The sequence below is a fragment of the Rhodovastum atsumiense genome (assembly GCF_937425535.1).
Classification (GTDB): Bacteria; Pseudomonadota; Alphaproteobacteria; order Acetobacterales; family Acetobacteraceae; genus Rhodovastum; species Rhodovastum atsumiense.
On the sequence record NZ_OW485601.1, the window covers coordinates 1,780,613 to 1,795,557 of the forward strand.

Annotated in this window: 15 protein-coding genes; 10 read left to right on the forward strand and 5 right to left on the reverse strand. The window is 69.3% G+C overall.

Annotated elements, in window-relative coordinates; all coding sequences use genetic code 11:
* Positions 1-25: 25 nt before the first annotated feature.
* Both NBY65_RS07960 and NBY65_RS07965 read right to left on the reverse strand, forming a co-directional pair.
* On the reverse strand, positions 26-1,210 hold the full coding sequence (locus NBY65_RS07960) for an alpha/beta fold hydrolase (RefSeq protein WP_239002761.1): 1,185 nt from the start codon (positions 1,208-1,210) through the stop codon (positions 26-28).
* Positions 1,131-1,505 (reverse strand): hypothetical protein, encoded by a 375-nt coding sequence (locus NBY65_RS07965; protein WP_239002762.1) that lies wholly within the window; start codon positions 1,503-1,505, stop codon positions 1,131-1,133. Before NBY65_RS07965 ends, NBY65_RS07960 begins: the two co-directional genes overlap by 80 nt.
* A 150-nt stretch (positions 1,506-1,655) precedes the next feature.
* On the opposite strand from NBY65_RS07965, the gene phaR reads away from it, so the two are divergent.
* On the forward strand, positions 1,656-2,294 hold the full coding sequence (phaR, locus tag NBY65_RS07970) for a polyhydroxyalkanoate synthesis repressor PhaR (RefSeq protein WP_150040496.1): 639 nt from the start codon (positions 1,656-1,658) through the stop codon (positions 2,292-2,294).
* Between the two features lie 188 nt (positions 2,295-2,482).
* Positions 2,483-2,995, forward strand: a complete 513-nt coding sequence (locus NBY65_RS07975; protein ID WP_150040497.1) for a helix-turn-helix domain-containing protein — start codon at positions 2,483-2,485, stop codon at positions 2,993-2,995.
* A gap of 410 nt (positions 2,996-3,405) precedes the next feature.
* On the opposite strand, the gene NBY65_RS07980 is transcribed toward NBY65_RS07975, so the two are convergent.
* Together NBY65_RS07980 and NBY65_RS07985 are read right to left on the reverse strand one after the other, a co-directional pair.
* Positions 3,406-4,296: a prephenate dehydratase gene (locus tag NBY65_RS07980; protein WP_203330459.1), complete on the reverse strand. Its 891-nt coding sequence runs from the start codon at positions 4,294-4,296 to the stop codon at positions 3,406-3,408.
* On the reverse strand, positions 4,293-5,042 hold the full coding sequence (locus NBY65_RS07985; protein ID WP_150040498.1) for a 3-deoxy-manno-octulosonate cytidylyltransferase: 750 nt from the start codon (positions 5,040-5,042) through the stop codon (positions 4,293-4,295). The genes NBY65_RS07980 and NBY65_RS07985 overlap by 4 nt, the downstream gene beginning before the upstream one ends.
* A gap of 164 nt (positions 5,043-5,206) precedes the next feature.
* Here NBY65_RS07985 and NBY65_RS07990 point away from each other — a divergent pair, with 164 nt between their 5' ends.
* From NBY65_RS07990 to NBY65_RS08020, 7 genes are all read left to right on the forward strand, one after another.
* Positions 5,207-5,749 (forward strand): c-type cytochrome, encoded by a 543-nt coding sequence (locus tag NBY65_RS07990; RefSeq protein ID WP_150040499.1) that lies wholly within the window; start codon positions 5,207-5,209, stop codon positions 5,747-5,749.
* 90 nt (positions 5,750-5,839) lie between these two features.
* Positions 5,840-6,667, forward strand: a complete 828-nt coding sequence (locus NBY65_RS07995) for an inositol monophosphatase family protein (RefSeq protein ID WP_150040500.1) — start codon at positions 5,840-5,842, stop codon at positions 6,665-6,667.
* 50 nt (positions 6,668-6,717) lie between these two features.
* Positions 6,718-8,553, forward strand: coding sequence for an extracellular solute-binding protein (locus NBY65_RS08000; RefSeq protein ID WP_150040501.1), 1,836 nt, complete (start codon positions 6,718-6,720; stop codon positions 8,551-8,553).
* 4 nt (positions 8,554-8,557) lie between these two features.
* The gene (locus tag NBY65_RS08005) at positions 8,558-9,664 is read left to right on the forward strand and encodes a microcin C ABC transporter permease YejB (protein ID WP_150040502.1); all 1,107 of its coding nucleotides are present in this window, start codon (positions 8,558-8,560) and stop codon (positions 9,662-9,664) included.
* A 40-nt stretch (positions 9,665-9,704) separates the two neighbouring features.
* On the forward strand, positions 9,705-10,733 hold the full coding sequence (locus NBY65_RS08010; RefSeq protein ID WP_150040503.1) for an ABC transporter permease: 1,029 nt from the start codon (positions 9,705-9,707) through the stop codon (positions 10,731-10,733).
* 10 nt (positions 10,734-10,743) lie between these two features.
* Positions 10,744-12,348, forward strand: coding sequence for an ABC transporter ATP-binding protein (locus NBY65_RS08015; RefSeq protein WP_150040504.1), 1,605 nt, complete (start codon positions 10,744-10,746; stop codon positions 12,346-12,348).
* A 53-nt stretch (positions 12,349-12,401) separates the two neighbouring features.
* Positions 12,402-12,611, forward strand: a complete 210-nt coding sequence (locus NBY65_RS08020; RefSeq protein ID WP_150040505.1) for a hypothetical protein — start codon at positions 12,402-12,404, stop codon at positions 12,609-12,611.
* A gap of 97 nt (positions 12,612-12,708) precedes the next feature.
* Here NBY65_RS08020 and NBY65_RS08025 read toward each other — a convergent pair whose 3' ends face one another.
* On the reverse strand, positions 12,709-13,158 hold the full coding sequence (locus NBY65_RS08025; protein WP_162530513.1) for a MarR family winged helix-turn-helix transcriptional regulator: 450 nt from the start codon (positions 13,156-13,158) through the stop codon (positions 12,709-12,711).
* A gap of 126 nt (positions 13,159-13,284) precedes the next feature.
* Between NBY65_RS08025 and NBY65_RS08030 the strand changes: the two genes are divergently transcribed.
* Entirely contained in the window at positions 13,285-14,922 is a 1,638-nt protein-coding gene (locus NBY65_RS08030; RefSeq protein ID WP_150040507.1) for an MFS transporter, read from the forward strand.
* Positions 14,923-14,945: the final 23 nt, after the last annotated feature.

Here is a 14,945-nt window from a genome sequence, read left to right on the forward strand (position 1 = left end):
ATTATGGTGCAGTGCAGCGAGAATGTCAGGCCCGGCCGGGCAACCCGCGCAGCCACTCCAGCAACGGCCGCCACAGCGCCGCCTCGGCGCCCGAACCGGCCGCCATGCCGATATGCCCGGCCTGCGGCTGGTGCAGCACCGCGCCGGGAATCAGGGCGGCGAGCGGGCGAGCGCTTTCGGGCGGCACGATGCGGTCGCGGGCGGGCACCGCCACGAAGCAGGGCAGGTCGAGCCTGCCCGGCATGACCGGCAACCCGGCAACCCGCCAGGTTCCGGCGGCCGGGGCATTGGCGCCGTACCATCCCTGCAGGCACTCGCGCGCCACCGGGGCGGCGAGCGGGACGCCGTCGTTCAGCCAGTCCTCGAGTGCCACGAACTGGCGGGCACGCTCGCTGTCCTGCGGCAGGCGGGCGAAGCCGCGATATTTGGAAGCGATGCCCCAGGGATCGAGCAGGGCGAACAGCACCTGCAACAGGTCGACCGGCAGCGCCCCGCCAATGGCCATGGCCGGCTCGAGCAGCGGCGCGAGCCGGGCGAGGGTGTGGGCGCGATCGGGGTCGTCGGCATGGAAATCCCAGGGTGTCGCCAGCAAGGCGAGACCGGCGACATATCTCGGCAGCCCCTGTGCCGCCGCGACCGCGAGCAATCCGCCCATGCAGTAACCGCCGAGGACGACGCGCGAGCTGCGCGGCTGCGCACAGGCCGCCTGCAGGGCGCGGGAAAGCCGGCCGGCGATGTAGTCGGTCAGGGTGAAGCTGCGCTCCACCTCGCCCGGCCAGCCCCAGTCGAGCAGCAGCACCCGCACGCCCGCATCTGCCAGGAAACGCGCCATCGAGCGGCCGGGCGCGAGATCGAGGATATAGGCCCGGTTCACCAGGCTCGGCACCAGCAGCAGGGTGGGCCCGCCACGACCCCGCCCGCGGCCGAAATCGAGCAGCCTTGTCTCGCCTTCCGTCCACAGGACCGGCGGATCGGGCAGCTCGCGCCGCCAGGGATGGCGGCGGTAGGCAGCGATGCCGGCCACCAGCTCGCGATCCTGCTGCAGCGCTTCCATCACGACGGCCTGTGGGAAGGCCTCGGGCCGCCCCCCGGCGGCCTCCCGGGCGGCGGCGGCGATCACGCGGGCGCGCTCAGCGGCTGCGCCGCTCCAGCCCGGCCAGCCGGCGCTCGAGTTCAGCGACGCGGTGACGGAGCTGCTCGACTTCAGCATCGCGAGCATCAGGTGCATGAGCAGCGGGCGCGGGCCGCGGCGCAGCAGCGGCCCCGGCGCCGTTCCCAGGACCGTGGCCGTCATCGGGCATGCCGCGGGGCAGCCCCTGCAGCATCGCGCCGGCGGCCCCCGCCCACAGCGCCAGCACCACGTGCCATGTCTCCTGCAATTCGCGATCGACGGCCAGTGCTGCCAACTCGCTTTGCCATAGCGTGATCCAGTCGCGGGCAAGATCCCGCAGATCCTCTCCGGCCCCGTCTGGCTGCGGGGGGCCGGATCGATCGCCTCCCGTCATGCCTCATCCATCCTCCTGCCGCGACTCCGGCAACCTCCAGGGCGTAGGATAGCAGGGCCGGGCGGATTTTGGATGTTGCGCCGCGGCATGCTACCTTGACCGTTCATGTTCGTTTCAGTGGCGAACGCTCGCCCGGCAGCAGGGGGCCAGATGTCGCAGCCAGCGCAATCCGATACCAGCGCGTCCTCCGCCGAGAAGACGCCGATCGTAATAAAAAAGTACGCCAACCGACGCTTGTACAATACTGAAAGTTCAAGCTATATCACTCTCGATACACTTGCGGAGATGGTTCGAGACGGTCGCGACTTCGTGGTGTACGACGCCAAGACAGGTGACGACATTACGCGAAGCGTGCTGACTCAGATCATTGTCGAGGAAGAAAACAAGGGACGTCATTTGCTGCCGACCAGTTTCCTGCGGCAGTTGATCGGATTTTATGGCGATTCCATGCAGAACCTGGTGCCGCGCTACCTCGACCAGGCCATGACGAACTTCGCGCATCAGCAGGAACAGATGCGTGCCGCCATGAAGCAGACGATGGGTAACTTTTTTCCCTTCGACATGGAAGAGGTCAGCCGCCAGAACCTCGCCATGATCGAACGTGCCATGAGTCTGTTCTCACCATTCTACCAGCCGCACGAACAGGAGAGTGGCCGCTCCGTCCGGATTCCACCAGAGGTGGAAAAAGAATTGGTGACACTTCGCGAAACGGTGGAGAGCCTGCAGCAGCAACTGGCCCAGGCGCGACAGGATTTAGCCGCCGATGTCGCGAAGCGAGAACAGAAGTAACCGGCACGGTTACATCTAGTGAATACAATAATAAGGCTGAAAACAGATCGCCCATGAACTGATGCAACGCGGCGTGAGCACTCTGGGCGCTCAAGTCGATTAGTAGCGTTCGCGCGAGGGGGGAACTTTTAATTCCACATCGTGGTCAGTGTGTGGCATTTGCTCCGGATGTAGGAGGGATCCACAGCATGCCCGATATCAGCGACCACGCTGCAGCGCCTGGCTTTGACCCGGACCGCCCGGCGCCCGCCGCTGCCGTTCCGGCAGAGCCCGCCCACGGACCGCGGGAGGATCCGGACGTCGAAACACGGCCGAGCCCCCGGGCGAATGCCGCGGACCACCACGTTGGCGCCCGTATCCGTGAACGCCGCATCATGCTGGGACTGTCCCAGCAGCAACTCGCGCAAATGATCGGCGTGACTTACCAGCAGGCACACAAATACGAACGTGGCCTGAACCGCATCTCGGCAGGACGCCTGTACGAGATCGCCCAGGTTCTCGGTGTGCCTGTCAGTTGGTTCTTCGACGGCCTCTCGACCGCCGATGCGCCCACGGAAATGACGCAGCGCCAGCGCATGTGCCTGGAGCTCGCGCGCAATTTCGCGGCCATTGACAACGAGAAGCACCAGGAAGCGCTCAGCCAGATGGCCAGGGCCCTCGCTTCCCAGTCACACTCGACGCCGTCCGAAGGCCGAGCCTGAGCCGCTGCGGGCCAGGGCGGGGGGCCCTGGCCGGCGGCCCCCGGGGGCACCCATCGCTCCGTCGGGCGTGACGGGAAGCTCAGGCGATGTGTTCCCACCGGGCCGCGGCAACGCGGCCCGTCCATACGGGAAACCGTATTCGACCGGTTTCATTCAAAGCGGGTAACGTCGGAACGTCGCCGCAGTTGCCTGTCGATGTCGATTGTCGGGCCACAGGGCCCCGGCTTCCACCGGCCAGCCTTTCATCGCCCCATCGTTGCAATGCCGTGTGAACCGACGCCGTGTCGAATCCGGCGCAAAGGTCGGGGCCGCCCGCGAACCGACCGAAGACGATCATATCATCCGCCCGCCGCGCCGTTCCGCGACACCGGATCGACACGACGGGTGGATGGTATTGGTCTCAGCCGCGATCAGTCATCCCCTGCCCTGGCCTGTTCCTTGCGGGCCGGAGAGGCGGGGTAGACCCCCAGGATCTTTGCCTCGCGGGAGAAGAAGGACAGTTCCTCCAGCGCCCGGCGCAGCGCGGGCTGGCCGGGGTGCCCCTCGACGTCGCACAGGAACTGGGTCGCGGTGAAATGGCCGCCGAGCATGTAGCTCTCGAGCTTGGTCATGTTCACCCCGTTGGTCGCGAACCCGCCGAGCGCCTTGTACAAGGCCGCCGGCACGTTGCGGACCCGGAATACGAAAGTGGTCATCAGCCCCGGCGTCTCCGGGGCCGGCTGCACCGGCTGGCGGGACATGACGTAGAACCGCGTGGTGTTGTGCGCGGCGTCCTCGACATTGTGACGCAGGATGTCGAGCCCGAACAGCTCGGCGGCGAGCGAGGAGGCGATGGCGCATTGCGCCGGGTCGTTCCAGGCGGCCACCATCTCCGCCGCCCCCGCGGTGTCGGCCTGCACCACGGCTTCCAGCTTCAGATCCCTGAGAATGCCCCGCACCTGCCCCAGCGCGACTTCATGCGAATGCGCGCGCCTGAGCCCCTCGATGCGGGCGCCCCGGGGGGCAAGCAGGCAGTGCTCGACGCGCTGGAAGTGCTCGCCGACCACGAACAGGCCGGACCCGGGCAGCAACTGGTGCACATCGCCCACCCGCCCGGCCAGGCTGTTCTCGCAGGCAATCATGGCGAGGCCGGCGGTGCCGTCGCGCACCGCTTCCATGGCCGCGGCAAAGGTTGGGCAGGGCAAGGTCTGCCAACTGGGATAGGCCGCCCGGCAGGCCAGGTCCGAATAGGCACCCGGCCGCCCCTGGAAGGCGATCGTCTGCGGCGCGGCGACCGGGGCGGCTGGCTGCGCCTCGGTCACGGACGGCTCCGGCGGGCGGGATCGAGCTCATCGCGGGCGCGTTCGAGATCGGCCGGGGTGTCGACGCCGAAGGGGGGGCGCTCGACGCGGGCGCAGGCGATGCGCATGCCCGCCTCCAGCGCACGCAATTGCTCCAGCGCCTCGCGCTTCTCCAGCGGCGATTCCGGCAGGGCGACGAAGCGCGCCAGGGCGGCGCGGCGGAAGGCGTAGATGCCGATATGGTGCCACAGGGGCCCCTCGCCCGCAGGGATGGCGGCGCGCGAGAAATAGAGCGCCGGCGCCACCGCGCGGCCACGGTCGAAGCCGCAGGCCGCCTTCACCACCGAAGGAGACGCCGCCTCCTCGGGCGAGGTGATCGGCGCCACCAGCGTGGCGATGTCCACCGCGGGGTCGGCAAGCGGGGCCAGCACCGTGCGCAGGTATTCCGGCGGGATGGTCGGCAGGTCGCCCTGGAGGTTGACCACCACGTCGTGCTGCCCCTGCGGGTCGAGCGCGGCCAGGGCGACGTGCACCCGGTCCGAGCCGCGCGGCAGGGCGGGATCGGTCATCACCGCGATCGCCCCTGCGGCGCGCACCGCCTCGGCGATTTCGGATTCGGCACAGGCCACCGCGATCGGGCCGATCCCGGCCTCGCGCGCCCGGTCGAGCACGTGCAGGATCATCGGGCGGCCATGGATATCGGCCAGGGGCTTGCCGGGCAGGCGGGTGGAAGCCATGCGCGCGGGAATGACGACGATCGGGGTCATGACAGCGAATTCATGAGGATAATGTCCGGCAGCCGGACCAGGGGTCGCGGGTTGAAGCGGGGGAAGCGGTTCCCGTAAGCTGCGCCGCACCTTAGGTAGCCGGGGCCTCGCGTGCAACGTGGGCCCGTCAGCCATCACAATCGCCCGGGGGAACGAGGCGCCGCATGGATACGCTGGAAATCAACAAGGCCGTGGCCGCGGTTCTGATCGGCGGCATCTCGTTCATGGTCGCCGGCCTGATCGGCGACGTCCTGGTCAGGCCGAAGCGACTGGAAAAGGTCGCCATCCCGATCGAAACCGGCGCGCCCGTCGCCGCCACCGCGGCTCCGGCCGCCGAGACGGTGCCGCCGATCGGGCCGCTGCTGGCCAAGGCCGATCCTGCCAAGGGCGAGGCGACCGTCAAGAAGCTCTGTGTGGCCTGCCATACCTTCAACGAAGGCGGCAAGCCGGGGGTAGGCCCCAATCTCTATGGCGTGGTGATGGGCCCGCACGGCCACCAACAGGGCTTCAGCTACTCCGCCGGGCTGAAGGACAAGCCGGGCAACTGGGATTACGAGGCGCTGAATCACTGGCTGAAGAAGCCCGCGGCCTATGCCCCGGGCACCAAGATGGCCTTCGCCGGCATCAGCAACGACCAGGACCGCGCCAACGTGATCGCCTATCTGCGCAGCCTCTCCGCCAGCCCCGCCCCGCTGCCGCAACCCTGATGGGGGCAGGCTGCAGGGTTTGACACCGCCCCCGTCAGGGGCCTCCATGTGCCGCACGGATTCTTCTCTGCGGATGGCCGGTCACGACGGATGACACAAACCTTGCAGCCTGATGACGAGCGCACACACCTGCCCCGGCCGCCGATCGAGGCGCTGATCCGCGCCGCCGAGGCGGCGGCCGATGTCGCGGGGGCGGTCATTCGCCCGCATTTCCGCGCCGGGCTCGCGGCTGACCTGAAGCTGGATGCGAGCCCCGTGACCCTGGCCGACCGCACCGCCGAGCAGGCCATGCGCGCGGTGCTGTCCCAGCTTTTCCCCGATCACGGCATCCTCGGCGAGGAATTCGGGCTGGACAACCCGTCGGCGCGGCTGCGCTGGGTGCTCGACCCGATCGACGGGACCCGTGCCTTCATCACCGGCCGCCCGGTCTTCGGCACGCTGATCGGGTTGCTCGAGGACGGCATCCCGATCCTGGGGGTGATCGACCAGTGCGTCACCGGCGAACGCTGGATCGGCGCCGTCGGCCGGCCGACCCGGTTCCGCGGACCGTTCGGCGGCACCGCCGGCTGCCGTCCCTGCGCCCGGGTCGGGGAAGCCGAGCTGTCCTGCACCAGCCCGGAGATGTTCGGCAACGACCTGCCGCGCTGGATGCGGCTGTCGGCGGCGGCGCGGCGCAGCTCCTTCGGCGGGGATTGCTACGCCTACGGGCTGCTCGCGCTCGGGCAGATCGACATCGTCGCCGAATCGGACATGAAGGTCTGGGACTGGGCGGCGCTGCAGCCGGTGATCGAAGGCGCGGGCGGCCGGCTCACCGACTGGGAGGGCGCGGCGCTGCGCCCCGATGGCAACGGGCAGGTGCTCGCCGTCGGCGACCCCGCCCTGCTCGGGGACGCGATCCGGCTGCTGGCCAAAGGCTGACCGCCGGGCGCGCCTGCCATGACATGTGACGGCCGACGGGAGTAACCCTCTTGCGCATCATCGCCCTCATCACGGCCCTGCTTGCCTGCGCCCCGGTTGCCGGCGCGCCGCCCGCCCATGCCGAGGCGCCCACGCGCAGCCATGGCGTCTCGCTGCTGGGCGCCCCGGCGCTGCCGCCGGATTTCCCCTATTTCCCCTGGGTCAACCCGGATGCGCCGAAGGGCGGCGAGGTCGCGCTCGGCGCGGTCGGCACCTTCGACAGCCTCAACCCCTTCATCGTGCGCGGCCGCGCCGCCGGGGCGGCGGGGCGCATCTACGACACGCTGATGGTGCGCAACTTCGACGAGGCGCAGACCGAGTACGGCAACCTCGCCGGCGTCATCGAGATCCCCGCCGACCACATGGGGGTGGCCTTCGAGCTGCGGCCGGAGGCGCGGTTCCACGACGGCACGCCGGTAACCGCCGATGACGTGGTCTGGAGCTTCAACACCCTGCGCGACAAGGGGCGGCCGAATTACCGGCAGTACTACGGCGACGTCACCGAGGCGGTGGTGGAAGGCCCGCGCCGGGTGGTGTTCCGCTTCCGCACCCATGCCAATCGCGAGCTGCCGATGATCCTGGGCGATCTGGCGGTGCTGCCGCGGCGGTTCTGGGAGGGCCGCGAGTTCGACCGCCCGCTGACCGATGTGCCGCTCGGCTCCGGCCCCTACCGGATCGGCAAGGTCGATTTCGGCCGCAGCATCACGCTGGAGCGTGTGCCCGACTGGTGGGGACGCGACCTGCCGGTGGCGAAGGGACTGTACAACTTCGACCGCATCCGCACCGAGTATTTCCGCGACGGCACGGTGGCGATGGAGGCGTTCAAGGCCGGGCAGATCGACTACCGCAGCGAGAACATCGCCAAGAACTGGGCCACTGCCTATGATTTTCCGGCGGTGCAGAAGGGCCTGGTGCGCAAGGAAAGCATCCGCCACCGTTTGCCCACCGGCATGCAGGGCTGGGCGATGAACACCCGCCGGCCGCTGTTCCAGGACCGCCGCGTGCGCGAGGCGCTGGCGCTGGCCTTCGATTTCGAATGGGCCAACGCCAATCTGTTCTACGGCGAGTATACCCGCACCGAGAGCTATTTCAGCAACAGCGACCTCGCTTCCTCCGGCACGCCGCAGGGGGCGGAACTGGCGCTGCTGGACAAGTGGCGCGGCAAGCTGCCGCCCGAGCTGTTCACCCAGCCCTTCCGCCTGCCGGTGACCGATGGCTCGGGCAATAACCGCGAGGGGCTGCGGCGGGGCCTGGCGCTGCTGAAGGAAGCCGGCTGGACGGTGAAGGACCGCAAGCTGGTGGACGCCCAGGGCCGGCCCTTCACCTTCGAGATTCTGCTCAGCGAGCCGACCTTCGAGCGGGTGGCGCTGCCCTACAAGCAGTGGCTGTCGCGCCTGGGCATCGAGGCCAGCGTGCGCACCGTGGACGCCGCCCAGTACCAGCGGCGGCTGGACACCTACGACTACGACATGACGATGATGGTGATTCCCCAGTCGGAGAGCCCGGGCAACGAGCAGGTCGGGTTCTGGACCTGCGGCGCGGTCAACCTGGAAGGCGGCGACAACCTGATGGGCGTGTGCGACCCGGTGGTGGACGCGCTGGTGCCGCAGGTGGTCACCGCCGCCGACCGGACGCAATTGCTCACCACCGTGCACGCGCTCGACCGCGTGCTGCTGTGGGGCTGGTACATGGTGCCGAACTGGCACCTGCAATCGGTGTGGATCGCCTACTGGGACCGCTTCGGGCGCCCGTCCGCCCCGGTGCGGCCGGGCGTGGTGTTCGATTCCTGGTGGGTCTCGCCGGAGAAGGACACCGCCCTGCAGGCCGCGCGGCGGGCCGGTCCCTGATCCGATGGGCGCCTATCTGGTCCGCCGGCTGCTGCTGATCATCCCGACGCTGTTCGGCATCATCGCCATCAATTTCGTGGTCGTGCAGTTCGCCCCGGGCGGCCCGGTCGAGCAGATGATCTCCGAGCTGCGCAACCGCGGCGGCGAGACGATGGGGCGCATGACCGGCCAGGGCGGGTCGGAAGTGGCGCCGGTGAGCAGCAGCACCCCGGGCAGCGGCGAGCAGGGCGCCTATCGCGGCGCGCGCGGGCTCGATCCGCAGATGGTGGCCGACATCCGCAAGATGTTCGGCTTCGACAAGCCCGCCGGCGAGCGCTTCGTGCTGATGCTGAAGGGGTATCTCGGCTTCGATTTCGGCCGCAGCTTCTTCCTCGACAAGACGGTCCTGCAGTTGATCCGGGAGAAGATGCCGGTCTCGATCTCGCTCGGGCTGTGGTCGACGCTGCTGGTCTACCTGGTGTCGATCCCGCTCGGCATCGCCAAGGCGGTGCGGCACGGCTCGCGCTTCGACCTCGCCACCTCGGCGATGGTGCTGGTCGGCTATGCCGTGCCGTCCTTCCTGTTCGCCATCCTGCTGGTGGTGCTGTTCGCCGGCGGCAGCTTCCTGCACATCTTCCCGCTGCGCGGCCTGACCAGTCCGGAAGCGGCGGACTGGCCGTGGTGGCAACGCGTGCTGGATTACCTCTGGCACATGGTGCTGCCGACCACCGCCCTGGTGATCGGCGGCTTCGCCAGCCTGACCATGCTGACCAAGAACTGCTTCCTCGAGGAAATCCGCAAGCAGTACACGGTGACCGCCCGCGCCAAGGGAGCGTCCGAGCAACGGGTGCTGTACCGGCACGTGTTCCGCAATGCCATGCTGCTGATCGTCGCCGGCTTCCCGGCGGCGTTCATCAGCATCCTGTTTTCCTCGGCACTGCTGATGGAAATCATCTTTTCGCTCGACGGCATGGGATTGCTGGGCTTCGAATCGGCGATCCGGCGCGATTACCCGGTGATGTTCGGCACGCTCTATATCTTCACGCTGCTCGGGCTGCTGATGCAGATCGTCGGCGACCTGATGTATACGGTGGTCGATCCGCGCATCGATTTCGAGGCGCGACAATCTTGACCTTCTCCCCGGTACCGCCCGCCGCGCCGCTGCCCCGTCCATGACCCTCACCCCCCTCACCCGGCGCCGGCTGGCCGCCTTCACGGCCCACCGGCGCGGCTTCTGGTCGCTGTGGATCTTCCTGGTCCTGTTCGGGCTGTCGCTGGGTGCCGAGCTGATCGCCAATGACCGCCCGCTGCTGGTGCGCTTCGACGGCCATTGGTACGTCCCGGTGTTGCGCGACTACAGCGAGGACACCTTTGGCGCCGACCTGATGCCCACCCTCGCCGACTTCACCGACCCCACGCTGCAGCAGGAGATCGAGGCCAAGGGCTGGATGATCTGGCCACCGATCCCGTTCCGCTACGACACCATCGTCAAGAACCTGCCCGTCCCCGCCCCGGCGCCACCTTCCTGGCGCAACCTGCTCGGCACCGACGACCAGGCGCGCGACGTGCTCGCCCGCGTCATCTACGGCTTCCGCATCTCGGTGCTGTTCGGCTTCACCCTGACCGCGATCTCCTCGGTGGTCGGCATCGCCGCGGGCGCGATGCAGGGATTCTACGGCGGCCGGCTCGACCTGTTCTTCCAGCGCTTCATCGAGATCTGGTCGGGCATGCCGCAGCTTTACCTGCTGATCATCCTCGGCAGCGTCATCACCCCGAGCTTCTGGGTGCTGCTGGTCTTCCTGCTGCTGTTCTCGTGGATGACGCTGACCGGGGTGGTGCGGGCGGAGTTCCTGCGCGGGCGCAACCTGGACTATGTGCGCGCCGCCCGCGCGCTCGGCGTCTCCGACGCCGCGCTGATGTGGCGGCACATCCTGCCCAACGCGATGGTGGCGACGCTGACCTTCCTGCCGTTCACGCTGTCGGGGTCGGTGACGCTGCTGTCCGGGCTCGATTTCCTCGGCTTCGGCCTGCCGCCGGGCTCGCCCTCGCTCGGCGAGCTGGTGGCGCAGGGCAAGAACAACCTGCAGGCGCCCTGGCTCGGCATCACCGCCTTCGTCGTCCTCGGCGGCATGCTGACCCTGCTGGTCTTCGTCGGCGAGGCGGTGCGCGACGCCTTCGACCCGCGGCGGACCACAGCATGAGGACGCCCGCATGAGCCTCGTCCGGGTCGAGGACCTGACCGTCGCCTTCGGGGAGCGGCGGGTGGTTGATCGGGTGTCCTTCACCCTCGAACGCGGCGAGACGCTGGCGCTGGTCGGCGAGAGCGGATCGGGCAAGTCGCTGACCGCGCTGTCGCTGCTGCAATTGCTGCCGCCCGGGGCAAGCTGCGGCGGCCATGTCGAGCTGGACGGCCAGTCCATGATCGGCGCGCCGGAGGCGGTGCTGCAGCAATTGCGCGGCGCCCGCGCCGGCATGGTGTTCCAGGAGCCGATGAACAGCCTCAACCCGCTCGCCCGCATCGGGCGGCAAGTGGGCGAGGCGATCCAGTTGCACCGGCCCATGTCGAACGGGGCGCTGCGGGCGCGGGTGATCGAGCTGCTGTCGGAATGCGGCTTCCCGGATGCCGGGCAGCGGCTGGAGGCGTTTCCGCACCAGCTCTCCGGCGGGCAGCGCCAGCGCGTGATGATCGCGATGGCGCTGGCCAACGACCCCGCCTTGCTGATCGCCGACGAGCCCACCACGGCGCTGGACGTGACCATCCAGGCGCAGATCCTGAAGCTGCTGGCCGCCGAGAAGGCGGCGCGGGGGCTTGCCTTGCTGCTGATCAGTCATGACCTCGCGGTGGTGCGGCGCTATGCCGACCGCGTCTGCGTCATGAAGGACGGGCGCGTGGTGGAGAGCGGTCGGGTCGACCAGGTGTTCACCGTGCCGCAGCATCCCTATACCTGCGCGCTGCTGGCCGCCGAGCCGCGCGGGACGCCGCGCCCGATTGCCAACGACGCCGAAGTGCTGATGCAGGCGAAGGGATTGCGCGTGCATTTCCCGATCCGCCGCGGCGTGCTGCGCCGCACCGTCGGCCATGTGAAGGCGGTGGACGGGCTGGATATTACCGTGCATGCCGGCGAGACGGTCGGGCTGGTCGGCGAGAGCGGGTCCGGCAAGTCCACCACCGGCTTCGCCCTGCTGCAACTGGAACGGGCCGAGGGCGATATCCGCTTCCGTGGCCAGAAGCTGGACACGCTCGACCGGCGCGCGCTGCGGCGGTTGCGGGCATCGATGCAGATCGTCTTCCAGGATCCGTTCGGCAGCCTCTCGCCACGCCTGTCGGTGGGCGAGATCATCGCCGAGGGTCTCGCGGTGCACGAGCCCGGCCTGTCGCGGGCCAAGCGCGACGCGCGGGTGGCGGCGGCGCTGGACGAGGTCGGGCTGCCGGGCGAGTGCCTCGGCCGCTACCCGCACGAGTTCAGCGGCGGGCAGCGCCAGCGCATCGCGGTAGCGCGGGCGATGGTGCTGCAGCCGCGCTTCGTGGTGCTCGACGAGCCGACCAGTGCGCTCGACATGAGCGTGCAGGCGCAGATCGTGGATCTGCTGCGCCGGCTGCAGCAGGATCGCGACCTTGGCTACCTGTTCATCAGCCATGACCTGCGCGTGGTGCGGGCGCTGGCGCATCGGGTGGTGGTGCTGCGGCACGGCAAGGTGGTCGAGGAAGGCCCGGCCGATGTCGTGTTCGCGCAGCCGCGCGAGGACTACACCAGGGCGCTGATGGCCGCGGCGTTCTCGCTGGAAGCGGACGAAACTGGAGTCGTCCAGTCGTGATAACCACCCGGCGCCGGAGACGGCGTTGGGGCTTCATGGAAATCGTCCGCTACATGGTTCTGCCAGGGCTCGCCGGAGCGTTGGGCGGGCTGGTGGCGGTGGCTGGTCTGTTGTTCCTGGATGTCGGTTCGCTGGGCACGCTGGTGCTGGGGCCGGCGGGGGGACTTGTCCCGGTCGGGTTGCTGTCGGCCGGCTTCATGATCACCTTCGGCTCCGCGGCGATCGGCGCCTCGATCATGTCGCTGGGCACCGACCCGGACTGAGGGGACGGGCGATCAGGTGCTGTAGGGCGGATAAGCGCAGCGCAATCCGCCACCGCGACATGGCGGATTGCGCTGCGCTTATCCGCCCTACGCTTGTTCATGGCGCCGGATCCTCCAGCACGGCCGCCACCGACGCATTCAGGTGCGCCAGCGCGGTCGCCAGCCCCGCCATTTCCGCCGTGCTCCAGCCCTGCAGCAGCCGGCCGGTATTTTCCCGCCGCGCCGCCCGCATCGCCGCGGCAGCCGCGCTGCCACGGGGAGTAGCGCTGACCACAAAGCTGCGCGCGTCGTCCGGGTGGAGGTGTTTCTCCACCAGCCCGTCCCGTTCCATCTGCGCCACCTGCCGGGTCACGGTCGAGCCATCCAGGGCCAGCCGGGCCGCGAGCGTGCCGATGGTTTGCGGCCCCTCGCTGCCCACGAGATTCAGCAGCAGGTAGTGCGCCCGTTCCAGCGGCCAGGCGCGGCGGCGGCTCAGTCCCTCAAGCGCGCGGGCAAGGAAGGTCAGGTCGTGCTCGATCGCCTGCACCAGGGTGTCCCGCGACGTCATGGCTGCGCGTCGCCCCAGGCATGATCGGGTAAGGCACACATCTTGTTTCCTTTCCGGCGCTCCAATATCTGCATCATACAGCTTCTTCCCTCCCCGCCGCGCCCCCGGGCGCAGAAAGGTCCGTGCATGCATGCCCCCAGTGCCGGACCGGGCGCCTTCGCCCGGTTCTTCCAGCAGCCTCGTGCCGTCTGGGCCACCGCCTTCGCCGCCACGATCGGCTTCACCAGCATCGGGCTGGTGGATCCCATCCTGACCTCGATCGCGGCCGGGCTGAATGCCCGCCCGAGCCAGGTATCGCTGCTGTTCACCAGCTACTTCGCCGTCACCGCGGCGATGATGCTGGTCACCGGCTATGTCTCCAGCCGGCTGGGCGGACGGGGCACGCTGCTGCTGGGGGCGGGGCTGATCGCCGTCTTCGCCGCGCTGGCCGGCACCTCCACCTCGGTCGCCGAGCTGGTCGGTTTCCGCGCCGGCTGGGGGCTGGGCAATGCGCTGTTCGTGGTGACGGCGCTGTCGGTGATCGTGCGCGCGGCCAATGGCGGCACGGCGACCGCCATCCTGCTGTACGAAGCGGCGCTCGGGCTCGGACTGTCGGTCGGGCCGCTGATCGGTGCCGCGCTGGGCGACCTGTCCTGGCGCTATCCGTTCTTCGGCACGGCGACGCTGATGGCGATCGGCTTCGTCGCCATCGCGCTGTTCCTGCCCGCCCAGCCGAAACCGCCGGTGAAATCCCGCCTGGTCGATCCGCTCAAGGCGCTGACGCATCGCGGCCTCGCCGCCACCGCGGTCAGCGCCTTCTTCTACAACTACGCCTTCTTCACCGTGCTGGCCTTCGTGCCCTTCGTGCTGCAGCTCTCGCCGCATGCGGTCGGGGTGATCTTCTTCGGCTGGGGGGTGATGCTGGCGCTGTTCTCGGTGCTGGTGGCGCCTCGGCTGCAGGCCCGCTTCAGCCCGCTCGGGCTGCTCTCGGTCGTGCTGCTGCTGCTGGCGCTGCTGCTGGTGGGGATGGCGTTCGGCGACCGGCTGGTGGTGGCGATCGGCGTGGTGCTCGCCGGCGCGCTGATGGGGCTGAACAACACCGTCTACACCGAAATGGCGCTGGAGGTGTCGCCGGCGCAGCGGCCGATCGCCTCCGCCGCCTATAATTTCGTGCGCTGGTTCGCCGGCGTGATCGCGCCCTATGCCGCGCCGCTGATCGCCGAGCACAGCAATGCCCGGGTCAGCTTCCTGGTGGCCGCCGCCGGCGCGGCGATCGCGCCGGTGGTGCTGTGGGGCATGCGCCGCCATCTCGGCCGCTTCGCCGCGCCGCCGACCGGCGAGGCGCCGCCGGTGCGCAAGGTGATCGCCGCCGTCGACGGCTCGGCCACGGACCCCGCGGTGCTGGCCCGCGCCCGCCTGCTGGCCGCCGACCGTGGCGCGCCGGTTGAGGTCGTCCATGTCCGCAGCATCGAGGTGTTCGCCGACCAGTCGGCGGCCGAGGAAAGCCGGGCCGGCGCGGAAGCGCTGGTGCAGGCGGCGGTGGCGACGCTGCGGGCGGACGGCATACCCGTCGAGGGCACCTGCCTGGAAGACATCGCCGCCCGCGCCCCGCTGGCCCTGCTGTGCCATGCGGAAGCGAGCGGTGCCTATACGATCGTCCTGGGAACCCGGCACACGGGAGACCTCAGTGACCTGGTGCATGGCAGCTTCGCCGATACCGTCCGCCGGAACAGTCCGGTGCCGGTCGAGCTGGTGCCGGAGCCGGCGCCGGCCGCCGCGGCATGATCATGACGCCGCCGGCTTGCACC

Bases quoted from the DNA above. Each gene is read 5' to 3' on its own strand.
- phaR (WP_150040496.1), top strand. From the start codon at position 1,656: ATGTCGCAGCCAGCGCAATCCGATACCAGCGCGTCCTCCGCCGAGAAG.
- NBY65_RS07965 (WP_239002762.1), bottom strand. From the start codon at position 1,505: ATGACGGGAGGCGATCGATCCGGCCCCCCGCAGCCAGACGGGGCCGGA.
- NBY65_RS07990 (WP_150040499.1), top strand. From the start codon at position 5,207: ATGGATACGCTGGAAATCAACAAGGCCGTGGCCGCGGTTCTGATCGGC.
- NBY65_RS07985 (WP_150040498.1), bottom strand. From the start codon at position 5,042: ATGACCCCGATCGTCGTCATTCCCGCGCGCATGGCTTCCACCCGCCTG.
- NBY65_RS08005 (WP_150040502.1), top strand. From the start codon at position 8,558: ATGGGCGCCTATCTGGTCCGCCGGCTGCTGCTGATCATCCCGACGCTG.
- NBY65_RS07960 (WP_239002761.1), bottom strand. From the start codon at position 1,210: ATGCTGAAGTCGAGCAGCTCCGTCACCGCGTCGCTGAACTCGAGCGCC.
- NBY65_RS07995 (WP_150040500.1), top strand. From the start codon at position 5,840: ATGACACAAACCTTGCAGCCTGATGACGAGCGCACACACCTGCCCCGG.
- NBY65_RS08020 (WP_150040505.1), top strand. From the start codon at position 12,402: ATGGTTCTGCCAGGGCTCGCCGGAGCGTTGGGCGGGCTGGTGGCGGTG.
- NBY65_RS07975 (WP_150040497.1), top strand. From the start codon at position 2,483: ATGCCCGATATCAGCGACCACGCTGCAGCGCCTGGCTTTGACCCGGAC.
- NBY65_RS08010 (WP_150040503.1), top strand. From the start codon at position 9,705: ATGACCCTCACCCCCCTCACCCGGCGCCGGCTGGCCGCCTTCACGGCC.
- NBY65_RS08025 (WP_162530513.1), bottom strand. From the start codon at position 13,158: ATGACGTCGCGGGACACCCTGGTGCAGGCGATCGAGCACGACCTGACC.
- NBY65_RS08030 (WP_150040507.1), top strand. From the start codon at position 13,285: ATGCATGCCCCCAGTGCCGGACCGGGCGCCTTCGCCCGGTTCTTCCAG.
- NBY65_RS08015 (WP_150040504.1), top strand. From the start codon at position 10,744: ATGAGCCTCGTCCGGGTCGAGGACCTGACCGTCGCCTTCGGGGAGCGG.